This is a genomic window from Pandoraea aquatica, from assembly GCF_902459565.1.
Taxonomy (GTDB): Bacteria; Pseudomonadota; Gammaproteobacteria; order Burkholderiales; family Burkholderiaceae; genus Pandoraea; species Pandoraea aquatica.
In genome coordinates, this window is the sequence record NZ_CABPSN010000002.1 from 617986 (window position 1) to 633353 (window position 15368).

At 63.5% G+C, this 15368-nt stretch carries 17 protein-coding genes; 9 read left to right on the plus strand and 8 right to left on the minus strand.

What is annotated here, in order from left to right; translation table 11 throughout:
- The first annotated feature begins 39 nt into the window (after positions 1–39).
- Complete coding sequence (locus PAQ31011_RS08340) at positions 40–900, plus strand: cytochrome c oxidase subunit 3 (RefSeq protein WP_150575364.1); 861 nt, start codon at positions 40–42, stop codon at positions 898–900.
- A gap of 204 nt (positions 901–1104) precedes the next feature.
- On the opposite strand, the gene PAQ31011_RS08345 is transcribed toward PAQ31011_RS08340, so the two are convergent.
- Positions 1105–1308, minus strand: a complete 204-nt coding sequence (locus PAQ31011_RS08345; RefSeq protein WP_039395424.1) for a twin transmembrane helix small protein — start codon at positions 1306–1308, stop codon at positions 1105–1107.
- A gap of 183 nt (positions 1309–1491) precedes the next feature.
- Between PAQ31011_RS08345 and PAQ31011_RS08350 the strand changes: the two genes are divergently transcribed.
- From PAQ31011_RS08350 to PAQ31011_RS08370, 5 genes are all read left to right on the plus strand, one after another.
- Positions 1492–2178: an SURF1 family protein gene (locus PAQ31011_RS08350; protein WP_425495097.1), complete on the plus strand. Its 687-nt coding sequence runs from the start codon at positions 1492–1494 to the stop codon at positions 2176–2178.
- 27 nt (positions 2179–2205) lie between these two features.
- Positions 2206–2838 carry an SCO family protein gene (locus PAQ31011_RS08355; protein WP_150575365.1) on the plus strand — a complete coding sequence of 211 codons (633 nt, stop codon included), beginning with the start codon at positions 2206–2208 and terminating at the stop codon, positions 2836–2838.
- Between the two features lie 94 nt (positions 2839–2932).
- Positions 2933–4123 (plus strand): COX15/CtaA family protein, encoded by a 1191-nt coding sequence (locus PAQ31011_RS08360; RefSeq protein WP_150575366.1) that lies wholly within the window; start codon positions 2933–2935, stop codon positions 4121–4123.
- A 19-nt stretch (positions 4124–4142) separates the two neighbouring features.
- Positions 4143–5048, plus strand: coding sequence for a heme o synthase (cyoE, locus tag PAQ31011_RS08365; protein ID WP_150575367.1), 906 nt, complete (start codon positions 4143–4145; stop codon positions 5046–5048).
- A gap of 125 nt (positions 5049–5173) precedes the next feature.
- Positions 5174–5779 (plus strand): SCO family protein, encoded by a 606-nt coding sequence (locus PAQ31011_RS08370; RefSeq protein ID WP_150575368.1) that lies wholly within the window; start codon positions 5174–5176, stop codon positions 5777–5779.
- A 99-nt stretch (positions 5780–5878) separates the two neighbouring features.
- Here PAQ31011_RS08370 and cydX read toward each other — a convergent pair whose 3' ends face one another.
- The 5 genes from cydX to rpoH form a co-directional block, all read right to left on the minus strand.
- Positions 5879–5995: a cytochrome bd-I oxidase subunit CydX gene (gene cydX / locus PAQ31011_RS08375; protein ID WP_042114280.1), complete on the minus strand. Its 117-nt coding sequence runs from the start codon at positions 5993–5995 to the stop codon at positions 5879–5881.
- Between the two features lie 15 nt (positions 5996–6010).
- Positions 6011–7147 (minus strand): cytochrome d ubiquinol oxidase subunit II, encoded by a 1137-nt coding sequence (gene cydB / locus PAQ31011_RS08380; RefSeq protein ID WP_150575817.1) that lies wholly within the window; start codon positions 7145–7147, stop codon positions 6011–6013.
- Between the two features lie 26 nt (positions 7148–7173).
- Positions 7174–8778, minus strand: coding sequence for a cytochrome ubiquinol oxidase subunit I (locus PAQ31011_RS08385; protein ID WP_150575369.1), 1605 nt, complete (start codon positions 8776–8778; stop codon positions 7174–7176).
- Complete coding sequence (gene cydP / locus PAQ31011_RS08390) at positions 8768–9118, minus strand: cytochrome oxidase putative small subunit CydP (protein ID WP_150575370.1); 351 nt, start codon at positions 9116–9118, stop codon at positions 8768–8770. Before cydP ends, PAQ31011_RS08385 begins: the two co-directional genes overlap by 11 nt.
- Positions 9119–9564: 446 nt before the next feature.
- Complete coding sequence (rpoH, locus tag PAQ31011_RS08395; RefSeq protein ID WP_246179485.1) at positions 9565–10413, minus strand: RNA polymerase sigma factor RpoH; 849 nt, start codon at positions 10411–10413, stop codon at positions 9565–9567.
- 313 nt (positions 10414–10726) lie between these two features.
- Between rpoH and PAQ31011_RS08400 the strand changes: the two genes are divergently transcribed.
- Entirely contained in the window at positions 10727–11116 is a 390-nt protein-coding gene (locus PAQ31011_RS08400) for a nuclear transport factor 2 family protein (protein ID WP_039395446.1), read from the plus strand.
- 200 nt (positions 11117–11316) lie between these two features.
- Here the strand turns inward: PAQ31011_RS08400 and ybiB are convergent, their stop codons facing one another.
- Positions 11317–12285, minus strand: a complete 969-nt coding sequence (gene ybiB / locus PAQ31011_RS08405; RefSeq protein WP_150575372.1) for a DNA-binding protein YbiB — start codon at positions 12283–12285, stop codon at positions 11317–11319.
- 206 nt (positions 12286–12491) lie between these two features.
- Between ybiB and maiA the strand changes: the two genes are divergently transcribed.
- Positions 12492–13145, plus strand: a complete 654-nt coding sequence (gene maiA, locus PAQ31011_RS08410) for a maleylacetoacetate isomerase (protein WP_150575373.1) — start codon at positions 12492–12494, stop codon at positions 13143–13145.
- 8 nt (positions 13146–13153) lie between these two features.
- Positions 13154–13780: a LysE/ArgO family amino acid transporter gene (locus tag PAQ31011_RS08415; RefSeq protein WP_150575374.1), complete on the plus strand. Its 627-nt coding sequence runs from the start codon at positions 13154–13156 to the stop codon at positions 13778–13780.
- A 103-nt stretch (positions 13781–13883) separates the two neighbouring features.
- On the opposite strand, the gene ftsY is transcribed toward PAQ31011_RS08415, so the two are convergent.
- Positions 13884–15365: a signal recognition particle-docking protein FtsY gene (gene ftsY / locus PAQ31011_RS08420; RefSeq protein WP_217424848.1), complete on the minus strand. Its 1482-nt coding sequence runs from the start codon at positions 15363–15365 to the stop codon at positions 13884–13886.
- Between the last annotated feature and the right edge of the window lie 3 nt (positions 15366–15368).

Genomic DNA, 15368 nt, shown 5'->3' on the forward strand with positions numbered 1-15368 from the left:
TTGGTACAGACAAAGAGAACCAAGCCTGGAGAGATAAGAATGAGTGGTCAACACCAAACGGCGCCGTACTACTTCGTGCCGGCCCCCTCGCGTCACCCGGTGAGCTGCAGTGTCGGCCTGCTGGTGGTGCTCGGCTCGGCTGCTGCCTGGGTCAACGGACAATCGTGGGCCCCGTGGACGGCGCTGGCCGGTCTGCTGTGGGTACTGTGGGTGCTGCGCAGCTGGTTCGGCGACTCGATCGCCGAGTCCGAGGGCGGCCTGTACAGCAAACGCATCGACGTGTCCTATCGCTGGGGCATGAGCTGGTTCATCTTCTCCGAAGTGATGTTCTTCGCGGCATTCTTCGGCGCACTGTTCTACGCCCGCACGCTGGCCATGCCGTGGCTCGGCGACCTCGATAACAAGCTGCTGTGGCCCGACTTCAGCGCCGTGTGGCCGAACGCCGGCCCGGCGGGCGTGGTCGATGCGTTCGAGACGATGGGCCCGTGGCCGATCCCGACGCTCAACACCGCACTGCTGCTGACCTCGGGCGTCACGCTCACGATCTCGCACCACGCATTGCGTGCGAACCATCGTGGCAGCGCGATCTTCTGGCTGTTCGCCACCGTCGTGCTCGGCTTCGTGTTCCTCGGCTTCCAGGCGTACGAATACCACCACGCTTACACCGAACTGAACCTCAAGCTGACCTCGGGCGTGTACGGATCGACGTTCTTCCTGCTTACGGGCTTCCACGGGTTCCACGTGATGTTGGGCGCGATCATGCTGTCCGTCATGCTGGTGCGTCTGATGAAGGGGCACTTCACGCCGGATCATCACTTCGGTTTCGAAGGCGCGGCGTGGTACTGGCACTTTGTGGACGTGGTGTGGCTGGGGCTGTACGTCGTGGTCTACTGGCTCTGACGTTGAAATCGGAACAGGCCTCGCGGACGCCGCCGGATTCCGGCGGCGTTTCCATTTGGATGCGGCCTTATGTCGCACAAACGGCGTGACACCGGCAGTGACGACATGACGCCACCGCCGTGATCGTCGGTACAGGTTATCCGCAGCAAAGCAGGTTGGCAGAGATGGGGTGCGGCGATTTGCCGCAGGAGGCCGGCGCGGGACTCAGTATCGTATGCCCGTGCTGTGAATCCAGCCCATCCAGTTGGCGAACAGGATGAGCAGGAACAGCGTCACCGACAGGCCGACGCGCACCATCAGCGATTGCACGGTGCGATTCGATCGGCCCTTGTCCCGCATCATGAAAAACAATGCGGACGCCAGACTGCCGAGAATCAGGACGAAGGCGATGGCAACGATGATGCGCATGATCTGTCCGATGACGGGAATTCGTCATTATCGGACAACGCACACGCGCTGGCACGCTGCAATGCAGTGTGGGCAGTCCGCGTTGCGCAACATCGGGCGGCAGCCGGACAAGGAACGTACGTGTTGAAAACTCTCTTGCGCGGCCTGCGGCCTGTGCCGGCCGTGCTGATACTGCTGGGCGTAATGCTTACCGCAGCGCTTGGCGTGTGGCAGTACCAGCGTGCGCAGATGCGTCTCGCGCGTCAGGCGCAGATCGAGCATGCCGAGCGTGCCCCGGTCGTCGCGCTCGGTGCGCAGGCCTATTCGCTCGACGACGTGACCCATCGGCGCGTGCGCGTCACAGGCCGTTTCCTGCGCAACCGCGTGGTGTATCTCGACAATCGTCCTCGCAACGACCTGCCGGGCTTCTATGTAGTGATGGCGTTGCAAGTCGCGCCCGATCACGTGGTGCTCGTCAATCGAGGCTGGCTGCCACGGGACCTGCGCGATCGCGAGTCGATCATGCCGTATGCGACGCCGGCGGGCGATGTCACGGTGGAAGGCATCGCCGCCCCCGATCCATCGCGCGCCTTCGAACTGGGCCACGGCGGCTCGGCGGCGGGGCTGTCGATCCGTCAGAATCTCGACGTGGCGGCGTATGCGCGCGAGACGTCGCTGCCGCTGCAACCGTTCGTCATCATGCAGACGAACGACACGGGCGATCACCTGCTGCGCGACTGGCCGCAACCGGCGAGCGGCGCGGATCGCAACTATGGTTATATGGCGCAGTGGTTCGGCATGTCGCTGATTCTGGCGCTGCTGGGACTGCGTCTGGCGTATAAGCGCGGTCGCCGCATGGCCACGGCGACAAACAAATTCACGCGGGCTTAAGTTGCGCTAGACGCGCATAGGGCGAACATGAGTGCAAATGTAAGTACGGATCGGCGTGGAAGTCCTGCCATCGACCCGGTGCAACGACGCCGTGCGAGGCGCATGCTCGTGCTGCTCTTCGTGGTGTGCGCCGCGCCGGCGGTGGCGGCGTATCTGATGTATTACGTGTTCAAACCGCAGGGCGGCACGTCTGCCTACGGCAAGCTGATCGAACCGCAGCGTCCGTTGCCGGCGCTCGTCGTGCATGACGACGAAACGGGCGAGAACCTGCCGCTGTCGTCGCTCAAGGGCAAATGGCTCATGATCAGCGCGGACACGGCCACATGCGACGAGAACTGCGTCAGCAAGCTCTTCTATATGCGGCAGATCCGCGTCTTGCAGGGCAACGAGCGCACGCGGGTGGAAACGCTGTGGCTGGTGACGGACGCATCGAAAGTGACGCAACAGATCGACGATGCCTATCCCGATACGCGCCGCCTGCGTGCCGATCCCGTCGCACTCGCCTCGTGGCTGCCGACGCAGGAAGGCACCGGCCTGCGCGATCACATCTACCTGGTCGACCCGCTGGGCAACCTGATGATGGCGTTCCCGAAGAACGCCGATCCGGGCAAGATCAAGAGCGATCTGTCGCGACTGCTGAAGTGGTCGGGGACGGGTTGATGGGGCGAGGGAATGTCCCTCGAACGATGGTTGAAACGAATGGCCCCGGGGCGCACGTGCGCCCCGGACATGTTGAAGAACTGACGTAAAACCGATGCTTTACCTTCTGGAACTGGGCTTCATCGGCCTGTGTATCGCGGTGCTGCCGCTCGGCTGGGTGCTGCTGCGACGCGACGCGAACAAGTACCGCAAACTGGCCTGGGTGACGACCTTTCTCACGCTCGACCTGATCATGTTCGGCGGCTTCACGCGTCTGACGGATTCGGGTCTCGGATGCCCCGACTGGCCGGGGTGCTACGGCACGTCGTCGCCGTTCGCCGCGCATGCCGATATCCACGCCGCGCAGTTGATGCTGCCCAGCGGTCCGGTGACCTTCGTCAAAGCGTGGATCGAGATGATCCACCGGTACTTCGCGATGGCCGTCGGCGTGCTCATCATCACTTTGATGGTGATGGCGTGGGTGAAGCGTCGCGAGCTGAAGCAATCGCCGTGGCTGGCCACGTGGCTGCTGGTGCTCGTGTGTGTGCAGGGGGCATTCGGTGCGTGGACCGTCACGATGAAGCTGCAACCGGTGATCGTCTCCATCCATTTGATGTTGGCGCTCACTTTGCTCGGATCGCTGGCATGGCTGGCATGCCGGCAGATGCCACTGACGAGCGTTGCGGCCGATGCCGGCGCCTTGCGCTGGCGCTGGGCGGCGCTGATCGGACTGGCGTTGCTCGTCTTCCAGATTGCCCTTGGCGGATGGGTAAGCACCAACTACGCTGTATTGGCATGCACTGACTTCCCGACGTGTCAGGGTCAGTGGATTCCGTCGATGGACTTCCACAACGGGTTCAGGCTATGGCGAGAACTGGGCAAGACGGCGGGGGGCGAGGTGATTCCGATGGATGCGCTCGTGGCGATTCACTGGGTGCACCGGACGTTTGCCGTGGTCGTGGTGCTGTATCTGGCGTGGCTGGCGAGCCGCCTGCGACGTCATGCCGCGCTCAGAAAGCTCTCGATTCTGGTATTTCTACTGGTGCTCGTGCAATTCGCGACCGGATTGTCGAACATCGTTTTCCAATGGCCGCTGCTCAATGCCATCGCCCACAACGGCGGCGCGGCGGTCCTGCTGCTTTTGCTTGTCATGTTAAACTACCGCATTCGCGCCGCCCGCCTAGTCGCAGCGGCGCCCATTGCGGCCAGCCTGATAGATCAGGCAGACGTCCCGGCCCGCCAGAAGCCTTTCTCCGCAGCGGAGCCGGCTGCCGCACCGCTCGGCGCCCCGTCTGGCCCGGCGTAGCGCATTGCCTTCAGAGTGTATGAAAAGCACGACCCTTCCCCATCCGCCGGCTAGCCGTATCGCGCAATACTGGGCGTTGACCAAGCCCCGCGTGACGCAGCTCGCCGTCTTCTGTGCCGTGATCGGCATGTTCCTGTCCACGCGCGGCATGGTGCCGTGGCAGGTGCTGATCGGCGGCACCATCGGCATCTGGCTGCTCGCCGGATCGGCCTTCGCCGTGAACTGCCTGATCGAACAACGCGTCGACGCGCTCATGCGCCGCACCGCGTGGCGTCCGTCGGCACGCGGCGAGATTGCGCCGTGGCAGATCATCGTCTTCTCGACGATTCTGGGTGCCGCCGGCATGGTGGTGCTCTATACGTTCACGAATCCCCTGACGATGTGGCTGACGCTCGGCACGTTCGTCGGTTACGCGCTCATCTACACCATCATCCTCAAGCCCTCGACGCCGCAGAACATCGTGATCGGCGGCGCGGCAGGTGCGATGCCCCCGGCCCTCGGCTGGGCCGCTGCGACCGGCGTCGTGCCGGCCGATGCGTGGATTCTGGTGCTGATCATTTTCGTCTGGACGCCGCCGCACTTCTGGGCGCTGGCGCTTTACCGCCGCCAGGACTATGTGAACTCGGGGCTGCCGATGCTGCCGATCACGCACGGCGAGAAGTACACGCGTCTGCAGATCCTGCTTTACAGCGTGGTGCTGTTCGCGGTGTCGCTGCTGCCGTTCGCACATCGCATGAGCGGCTATCTGTATCTTGTCTCGGCGGTGGTGCTCTCAGGCATCTTCCTCGGTTACGCGATCAAGCTGTGGCGCAAGTATTCCGATGAGCTGTCGCGCTCGATGTTCCGCTATTCGATCGTCTACCTCTCGCTGCTGTTCGCGGCGCTGCTGGTCGACCATTACGTGCAGATCTACCTGCTGGGCTGAACCTCCGGGGCATTTGCCCGTCACAGGCTGAGTCACGACGACAGGCGCGTTACGGTATTCTTCGCCGGCGCGCCTGTTGTATTTTCCGAAGGCGTTTTTTCCATACGTTCTGGGGTCATTCGTTCATGAATCTTGCTGTCATCTGGTTGCGCCGCGCGATGTTGCTGATGGGGCTGACGGTGCTTCTCGCCGCCTGCGGTAAGGAAGGGCCGACGTTCACGAGCCTCGATATCACCGGTAACAAGGAGTTCGCCAAGGACTTCTCGTTGCAGGACCCGCAGGGCAAGACACGCACGCTCGCCGATTACAAGGGCAAGGCCGTGGTGATGTTCTTCGGCTACACGCATTGCCCGGACGTTTGCCCGACCACGATGGCGGAACTCAATCAGGTGATGCAGAAGCTCGGTGCGGACGACGCCCAGCGCGTGCAGGTGCTGTTCGTGACGGTCGACCCGCAGCGCGATTCGGCTGAGCTGATGGGGCAGTACGTGCCCGCGTTCAATCCCGCGTTCGTGGGGCTGCGTCCTGCGGATGACGCCGCGCTCAAGGAAGTGACCAAGTCGTTCCGCGTGGTGGTCAACAAGGTGGAAGGCTCGACGCCCAACAACTACACCATCGATCACACCGCCGGGATTTACGTCTTCGATCCGAACGGGCAACTGCGCTTGTTCATGCGTCCGGACGAGCCGGTCGATGCCATGGCCAAGGATCTGAAGACGTTGTTGAGCTAAGGCTTCGATTCGTCTCACGATCTCACCGCCATAAAAAATCGCGCCCCTGGAGGCGCGATTTTTGTTTCTACGACGAGCCGAGATGCCGCATCGTCAGGCTCAACTGCCTTCCTGACTGCGACGTTCGAGGTCGTCATGCGCTTCGAACCACATCACGTTGATGATGCCGAACGCGAGCGCGAGGCCAAGGCCGAGAATCCAAGAGAAGTACCACATGTCGCGACTCCTTGATCAGTACATCGTGTGCGGGTTGTCGTTGACCGTCTCGATCGTCACGCGCCCACGGATCACGCGATACACCCAGCCGGTGTAGAGCAGGATGATGGGCAGGAAGACGACCACGGCGATCAGCATGATTTGCAGCGTGAGTTGGCTCGACGTGGCGTCCCAGACCGTGAGGCTGCTGCCCGGCGCGGTGGCCGAGGGCATGACGAACGGGAACATCGAGAAGCCGGCGGTGAGGATGATGCCCGCGATCATCAGCCCGGTGACGACGAACGTCCACGCATACGCGCGGCTCGTGGCGAGCAGGGCGGCGAGCAACGCGCACAGGCAGGCAACGACCGGCGCGGCAATCATCCACGGATAGGTGTGATAGTTCGTGAGCCACAAGCCCGGGCCGGTGGTGACCTGCTTCATCAACGGGTTGGCCGGTGAGTCGGTGGCCCCCATCTGCGTGATGGCAAAGCCGTCGACGTGCGTGGCGACCAGCACCCCGGCCACGAGGAACAGCAGCAGCGTGCCCAATGCGGTGAGACGCATGATGCGTCCGGCGCGCTCGGCCACGAGCGGGTCGGCCTTCATGCGAAGGTGCGCGGCACCGTGCGTGACCAGCATCAGCAGGCTGACCAGTCCGCACAACAGCGCGAACGGATTGAGCAAGGCCCAGAACGACCCGGTGTAGGTCGAGCGCAGGGTGTTGTCGAACGAGAACGGCAGGCCGAGCAGCAGGTTGCCGAAGGCTACGCCGAACACCAGCGACGGCACCGTGCTGCCGACGAACAGCGCCCAGTCCCACGAGTTGCGCCAGCGCGCGCTGGGCAACTTGTTGCGATAGTCGAAGCCGACCGGTCGCAGGAACAGCGCGAAGAGCACGAGCAGCAGCGCCCAGTACAGGCCCGAGAAGGCGGCGGCGTAGACGAGCGGCCACGCGGCGAACATCGCGCCGCCTGCCGTCACGAACCAGACCTGGTTGCCTTCCCACGTGGGGGCGATGGTGTTGATGATGACGCGTCGTTCTGCGTCGGTCTTGCCGAGGAAGGGCAGCAGCGTGCCGGTGCCCATGTCGAAGCCGTCGAAGAAGGCGAAGCCGATCAGCAGCACGCCGACGAGCACCCACCAGATCAGCTTGAGTACGGTGTAATCGATCATCATGATGTGTGTCTCCCTGACGATCAGACCGAAGCTGCCGGACGGTCGCCCGCCATCGCGGCGCCGCTCGACCCTTCCGTCTCGAAGTGATAGCGGCCGGTGTGCAGCGACGACGGGCCGAGCTTGACGTACTTCACCATCAGGAACATCTCGATGATGAGCAGCGCGGTGTAGAAGATGATGAAGCCCGCGAGACTCATGTACAGATCGGTGGCCGACAGCGACGACGTCGAGAGATGCGTCGGCAGAATACCGGCGATGGTCCACGGCTGACGTCCCATTTCGGCGACGATCCAGCCGAACTCGGCGGCGAGCCACGGCAGAGGAATCGCCCACACGCACCAGCGCAGGAACCACGCCGAGCGCGGCTTGAGCAGACGGCGTCGTGCGCACAGCCAGAACGCCCAGAGGAACGTGAAGAGGAACAGGAAGCCGAGGCCGACCATGATGCGGAACGACCAGAACACGGGCGCCACGGGCGGAATAGTGTCGTTGGCCGCCATCAGGATCTGTTCCGGCGTGGCGTCGACGACGTTCGGCGTGTACTTCTTGAGCAGCAGGCCGTAGCCGAGGTCGTCCTTGAACTTGTCGAACTCGGCGCGCACCGCCGGCGACGTATCGCCGCTGCGCAGCTTTTCGAGGGCCGCGAACGCGATCATGCCGCGCTTGATGTTGTCCTTATGCTCGTCGCGCAACTGCGTGAGACCGATGACCGGCGTGTCGACCGAGCGCGTGGCGATCAGCCCCATCGCCCAGGGAATCTTCACCGCGTAATCGGTGCGTTGTTCCTTCTGATTCGGGAAGCCGAACAGCGTGAACGATGCCGGCGGCTTGGCCGTCTCCCATTCCGCTTCGATGGCCGCGAGCTTCACCTTTTGTACTTCACCCGTGGTGTAGCCCGATTCGTCGCCCAGCACGATGACGGACAGCGTGGACGCCAGACCGAAGCCCGCCGCGACCGCGAACGAGCGCAGCGCGAACGGCACGTCGCGACGCTTGAGCAGGTACCACGCGGAGATGCCGAGCACGAACATGGCGGCGGTCACGTAACCGGCCGAGAGCGTGTGCACGAACTTCACCTGAGCGACCGGGTTGAACACCACTTCCCAGATGCTGCTCAGCTCCATGCGCATGGTCTCGTAGTTGAAGTGCGCCCCGATCGGATTGTTCATCCAGCCGTTGGCCACGAGAATCCACAGCGCCGAGAGGTTCGAGCCGAGGGCCACTGCGAAGGTAGTCGCAAGGTGGCCGATGCGAGAGAGCTTGTTCCATCCGAAGAAGAACAGGCCGACGAACGTCGCTTCGAGGAAGAAGGCCATCAACCCCTCGATCGCGAGCGGCACACCGAAGATGTCGCCGACGTAATGCGAGTAGTAGGCCCAGTTGGTGCCGAACTGGAATTCGAGCGTGAGACCCGTGGTCACGCCCATCGCGAAGTTGATCAGGAAGAGCTTGCCCCAGAACTGGGTCATGTCCTTGTAGATCTGCTTGCCGGTCATCACATAGACCGATTCCATGATGACGAGCAGCCACGACAGGCCCAGTGTGAGCGGGACGAACAGAAAGTGATACAGCGCCGTTATGGCGAACTGCAAGCGCGAGAGGTCGACGACTTCGCTACTGATCATGGCGGACACCTTGATTTTTGGTGGGGGACTGCGCTTCGACAGCCTGCGGCCCGATGAGGGCGCGGGCCACGACGTCCGGCGGCAATTGCATGTGCTTGGCCATTGGAGCGTCGAAGAACGCGTGCTTCAGAATGAACAGGAGTACTACCTTGATCGCCAAAACGATCAGGATTTCGAAGGCAAAACGGGAAGGGCGGGTGCGCCAGCGTCGGATCATCCAGGCGAGGATGCCCGTGGCTGCCGGTGTCGGCGGGGCCGAGACCGCTGCGGCCGATACTGCCGACGCGGCGGGTGATGCCGTGGCGTGAGGCTTCAGACTGCTAGGAGAGTGGGTGTCCATCCGTGACGGCTCCTGGCGTCGAAAGTCGTGTTGTTGGGAACAGCGTCGACTTTCGGCGCATTTTGCCTTATCGCTTGAAAATGTCAAACCGCAGCGCACGGGGGCGGATGACACGCAGATGACGCTGGTTCGATGCGGATCTGCCGTCGTGAGCAACGGCAGATGAGAAGCGGATTCGAGACAAGGGTCCGGCGCGGCGAACGGCCCCCGGGCCGTCCTTCGCACGCAGCATGGCTACGTACGAGCCGATTCTATCGACGGGGTCGATAGCAGACCTTGCGATGCATCAAGTCGCGATCAGATGGCGGATGAACTTTCGAAGTCCAATAAAAAAGCCCCGCGAACCTCTCGGGCTTCACGGGGCTTGGCTGTCGGCGATGTTCCGTCGACGTGGGTCGCGGTGTCGTGTGGCAATTTGTCGCTGCCTTCGACACCCGATCCCGGTATTACGCGTAGGCTTGCAACGCGCCTTTCATCTTCTTCATGGCGGCCACTTCGATTTGACGGATACGCTCGGCGGAGACGCCGAATTCGTCTGCCAGTTCATGCAGCGTGGCACCACCGCTGCCGTCGTCGGCGACCGACAACCAGCGCGCTTCGATGATACGGCGACTGCGCGGGTCGAGACGGCCCAGCGCTGTTTGCAGACCGTCGCTTTGCAGATGGTCACGCTCGCGTGCGGCGATCACGGCGGTCGGCTCCTGATGGGAGTCGGCCAGATAGGCGATGGGGGCGAAGCTCGCGCTTTCGCCGTCGTCGCTGTGACCTTCGAGGGCGATATCGCCGCCCGACATGCGCGTTTCCATCTCGATGACGTCTTCACGCTTGACGTTCAGATCGCGTGCGACCTGATCGATCTCTTCCGGCGTGAAAGCCTGCAAGCCTTGCTTCTGGCTACGCAGATTGAAGAACAGCTTGCGTTGGGCCTTGGTCGTGGCGACCTTGACCGTGCGCCAGTTCTTCAGCACGTATTCGTGAATCTCGGCCTTGATCCAGTGCATGGCGTACGACACGAGTCGGACACCCTGTGTGGGATCGAAGCGTTTGACGGCCTTCATCAGGCCGATATTGCCTTCCTGAATCAGGTCGGCGTGCGGCAGACCGTAACCGAGGTAATTACGCGCGATCGAGACCACCAGACGCAGGTGCGAGAGCACGAGCTGGCGGGCGGCTTCGAGGTCGTCGTTTTCACGCAGGCGCTTGGCGAGCGACTGCTCTTCCTCGGCGGTGAGCAGGGGAATGCGATGGACAGCCTGAATGTAGCTGTCGATATTGCCCAGACTGCCCGGCAGCATCAGCGCCGACGGGGCAAGTGCAAGGGCACGCGAATTCGGCGCCGTGCCGGTGGCCGGCGTCGTCGGATGCTTGTTGGCGGCAGTACTCAAGTGGTGGACTCCTGGTTAGCCTCTGGGAAAGCATTTTAGCACTCTCTTTCGATGAGTGCTAAAGACGTTAGAACCCTTACCGGACGGGAAGTTTCCGGCTTCTTGGGGTTTTCCAGCACCCCCCGTCAAACGGGAGAAGTCACTGGCGCAAACGTGACTCGGATGGTGTAAATTGCAACCCAAGCCACGAGCGTAAAGTGATGGCGAAGGATGGGAGGTCAGCATGGCGGGAAAGCACATTGACGCGGTACGACAACTCGAATCGGCGCGCTTCGAAGCGATGATCGAAGGCGATGTCGATGAGCTGGAAAAGCTCCTCGCGGACGATCTGTTCTACGTGCATTCGAATGGCAAACGCGAGACCAAGCGCGAATTTCTCGACGCGATCAGCTCCGGCCGCCGCCGTTACCTCGACATCGACGTCGATCCGAAAGCGCAGGAACTCCGCCAGTTCGGCGACACGGTGGTCGTCACCGGCAAGCTCAAGGTCGAACTGGAAACCGCGACCGGTTCGCTCGCGTCGCAAATGACCTACACGGCAGTGCACAAGCTGCTGGCCGAAGCCTGGCTTGTCATCTCCTGGCAGGCAACCCGCATGGCGTCGGCAGACTGAAGCATTCGACCGTATCCGAATCGCCGCTCAGCGCCTGTCTGAAATCTGACCCGCCCGGTACTCTCCGGGCGTCCTCTCCAAAACAGAAGATTTGATGTGTTTCGGGACAAAATGTTCCGGAAATATCGGATTTTTCCGCAATATTTCGATTTTGTGACGAAATCCGCGCGAGTTGTCCGACGTTGCGCGCGTATTTCGTTTCAATGTGTCGATGACGTGCTTAGCCCGACGGCCTGACGGATCAATTCGACCTGACGCGCGATGGGGGCCGGCACCGGAATCTCTCCGGCGAGTACTGCTTCGATCCATCGCGCGGTGGCCGGGGCGTCGGCGGCAGGTAGCGACGGCGGTGCGCCGGTAGCGCCTTCCTCGGCGTCCTGCCACGACCGGTATTCCCCGTTCGAAAATCCGTCGATCGCCGCCTGACGGCGCGCGTCCGCGACCGGCTCGCCTTCCGTTCCGCGCGCGAGCAGCACGCCGGGGGCGGCGCTATTGGCCGCGTCAGCGAACATTTCGCTCAGCGTCTCCCGATACTCCGGATGTGTGTAGTTCACGAGCCGCAGCGCGGGTCCGGCGAACGGCTGCAAAAGCTTGACGACGGTGTGCCCGGAATTTCGCACGCCGAGCGCCGCACGCATCTCCAGCAGGCGCTCCAGCGCGGGCGACAGTGCCGCAATCGGCAGATAGGCGACGCGGCGAGCGCGCAGGGCGTCCTCCGCCTCGGCGGCCGATTGGCTCGCGGGGTGACCGAGTTCCGCGAAGATCGCCTGCGTGCCGACGCGATTCGCGCCGCTGTGATGCTGTCCGTGCACCAGCACCGGGATGCCGTCGCGCGCGAGCAGCAGCGCCAGCAACGGCGTGAGGTTCGGTTGTTTGCGCGCGCCGTTGTAGCTCGGCAGCAGGACCGGCGGCGGGGCGTCGGCCGGGGCGACGAGCGGGGTGAACGTGGCGTGCGCGGCGTCGAGCATGGCGCGCAGTTCGATGGGCGTCTCGCCCTTGATGCGGTACGCGATCAGTACACCGCCCAGCTCGGCGGGCGAGACCCGGTCGGCAAGGATGGCGTCGAACAGCGTGCGGGTTTCGTCGGCGCTCAGCGCGCGCGCGCCTTTCGCACCGCGGGCGATGATCTTGAGCAGTGGGGCGCAGGCAAAGGGGGCGGCAGAGGTCATGACGCGGTTATCTGTGGAGTGCGGCTTCTGGTTCGTGGGCGAGTCGCTATCCATCATACGCAATCAGGTGTCATCGGGGCCAGCGCTTGCAGTACCATCTCGTGTTCGGGCGCGCCTGCGGCCCCACCGGATCTTCACGATCCCCGGTCGCCGCGTCTCCCCCAAATCTTCGGTTTTCCCGCATTTTCGATTTCGAGGTCAGCCCCATGTCCACGCTCACGCTGTACAGCTATTTCCGCAGTTCTGCGGCCTATCGAGTGCGTATCGCCCTGAACCTCAAGGGACTCGACTACGACATCGTGCCGGTGCACCTGGTGCGCGACGGTGGCGAACATCTCAAGCCGGCCTACCGTGCGCTCAACGCGAATGCGCTGGTGCCGACGTTCATTGACGGCGACGTCAACATCCATCAGTCGCTCGCCATCATCGAGTATCTGGAAGACGTGCATCCGACGCCCGCGCTACTGCCGTCCGACCCGGCAACGCGTGCGCAGGTCCGTGCACTGGCGCTGGACATCGCGGCCGACATTCACCCGATCGACAACCTGCGCGTGCTGCGTTTCCTCAAGCGCGACATGGGCGTGACGGAAGAACAGAAGAACGCGTGGTACGTGCATTGGATCGTGGAAGGGTTCAAGGCGCTCGAAGCGCGTCTCGCCGCACAGACGTCGCCCGGCAAGTTCGTCGTTGGCGACACGCCGACACTGGCCGACTGCTGCCTCGTGCCGCAGATCTACAACGCCAATCGCTTCAAGGTCGACATGACGCAATTCCCGCACATCGCCGCCATCCACGCGCATTGCCAGACGCTCGAAGCGTTCCAGCGCGCCGCACCCGAAGCGCAACCCGACGCAGAGTAAGTCCTTAGATGATCGATCCGGCTTTCTGGCGGGGCATGGCGCTTGGCGCCAGCCTCATCATGGCAATTGGCGCGCAGAACGCGTTCGTCTTGCGTCAGGGGATTTTGCGACGTCACGTCGGCATCGTCGTGACGGTCTGCGCGATCTGCGACATGGCGCTGATTGCCGCAGGCGTGGCGGGCATGGGCGGTCTGATCGCCGCCTATCCACGTTTCATCACGATCGTGACGTGGGGTGGCGCGGCGTTCCTGTTCCTCTACGGCTTGCGGGCATGGCGTGCGGCGTTTCGCGGCGCAGGCGCGTTGCAAGCGGACGGTAGTCGCGCGGCGATGCAGGAGATGTCGTGGCAGCGCGCCATCGGTCTCGTGCTGATGCTCTCGCTACTGAACCCGCACGTCTATCTCGACACGGTGATTCTGCTCGGCGGCATCGGCGCACGCGAGCCGTCGCCCGGCAATATGTGGTTCGCGGGCGGGGCGATGATCGCGTCCGTCCTCTGGTTCACGGCGCTCGGCTACGGCGCACGTCTGCTCGCACCACTTTTCTCGCGCGCCCGTGCGTGGCAGATTCTCGACGGCGTGGTCGGCCTCATGATGTGGGGGCTTTGCGCGGGACTCGTCGCGCAACAGATGTGACGCTGCAACTGAGATGAAAAACAAACGGCCCGCCACGTTAGTGTGCGGGCCGTTTGACTTGATGCGTTGGCTTCGCGGTGTTGTTCGCGACGTGGTTCGCCGCTTAGCCCAGCAGGGCGTCGGCGAACTCGCGGGCCGAGAACGGTTGCAGGTCTTCCACCTTCTCGCCCACGCCGATGAAGTACACCGGGACCGGGCGCTGACGGGCGATGGCCGCCAGAATGCCGCCCTTGGCCGTGCCGTCGAGCTTGGTCACGATGAGACCGGTGAGCTGAAGGGCGTCGTCGAAGGCCTTGACCTGCGTGAGCGCGTTCTGACCGGTGTTGGCGTCGATGACGAGCAACACCTCGTGCGGGGCGCCGTCGGCCGCTTTGCCCAGCACACGCTTGATCTTCTTGAGCTCTTCCATCAGATGCAACTGCGTAGGCAAACGGCCTGCCGTGTCCGCCATCACGATGTCGATCTTGCGGGCGCGTGCGGCGCTCACGGCGTCGAACACCACGGCGGCCGGATCGCCGCTTTCCTGCGCGACGACGGCGACGTTGTTACGTTCACCCCAGATCGCCAGTTGCTCACGGGCCGCGGCGCGGAACGTATCGCCCGCCGCGAGCAGCACGGACTGGCCGTAGTGCTGGAAGTGCTTGGCGAGCTTGCCGATGCTGGTCGTTTTGCCTGCACCGTTCACGCCCGCGATCATCACGACCATCGGCGCTTCGCGGCCCAGCACGAGACTCTGTTCGAGCGGTTGCAGCAGGTCGACGAGCAGGTCGTGCAGCGCGCGCTTGACCTGTTCGCCTTCGGTCAGGCGCTCGGCCTTGACCTTCTTGCGCAGGGCGTCGATCAGGTAGGTCGTGGCGTCCACGCCTGCGTCGCTCATCAGGAGGGCGTCTTCGAGCTCCTGGAACAGGTTCTCGTCGACCTTGACGCCGACGAAGATGCCCGTGATGCCTGCGCTCGTCTTCGACAGCCCGGCCTTCAGGCGGGTGAGCCATGAACGCTTGGCGGCCGGTTCGGGGGCCGGTGCCGAGACGATTTCGCCGATGGCTTCGCCTTGCGCGTCCGTCACAACGACCGGGGCGGGCGGCGGGGCTACCGGGGTGATCGGTTCAACGGGCTTGGCGGGCTCGATGGGCTTGGTGGGCTCAAGGGGCGCGCTCTGAACGACGGGGGCTGCGGGCGTCGGCTGCGGGGCAGGCGTTGGTGCCGCCGCAACCGGCGTGGGGGCCGTTGGGACATTGACCCGCGTCGGCTCGGAATGCGCCGAATTTTCGGCAGCGCTGGTGGTCGGTTGCGTGGGCTGGACTGCTTGCGTCGGCGCGGCTGCGGGGGCGGACGGCGCGACAGGTGCCGGTGCAACAGGTGCAACAGGCGCGACGGTTGCGGCAGGCGTGACAGGTGCCGGCGATGCCGTGTCGCCGTGTGCCTGCGGGCTTACGGGCTGCTGCGGCGCTGCGGACGTCTGCGGAATTTGCGTCTGCGAAACGTCTGCGGAAGGCGCTTCGGATTCGGGCGATTCGGTCGGTGCGGGGCTCGTTTCGGCGGCCTTGTTGCCGCCCGACTTGAAGCGCTTGAAGAAACTGAACATGGG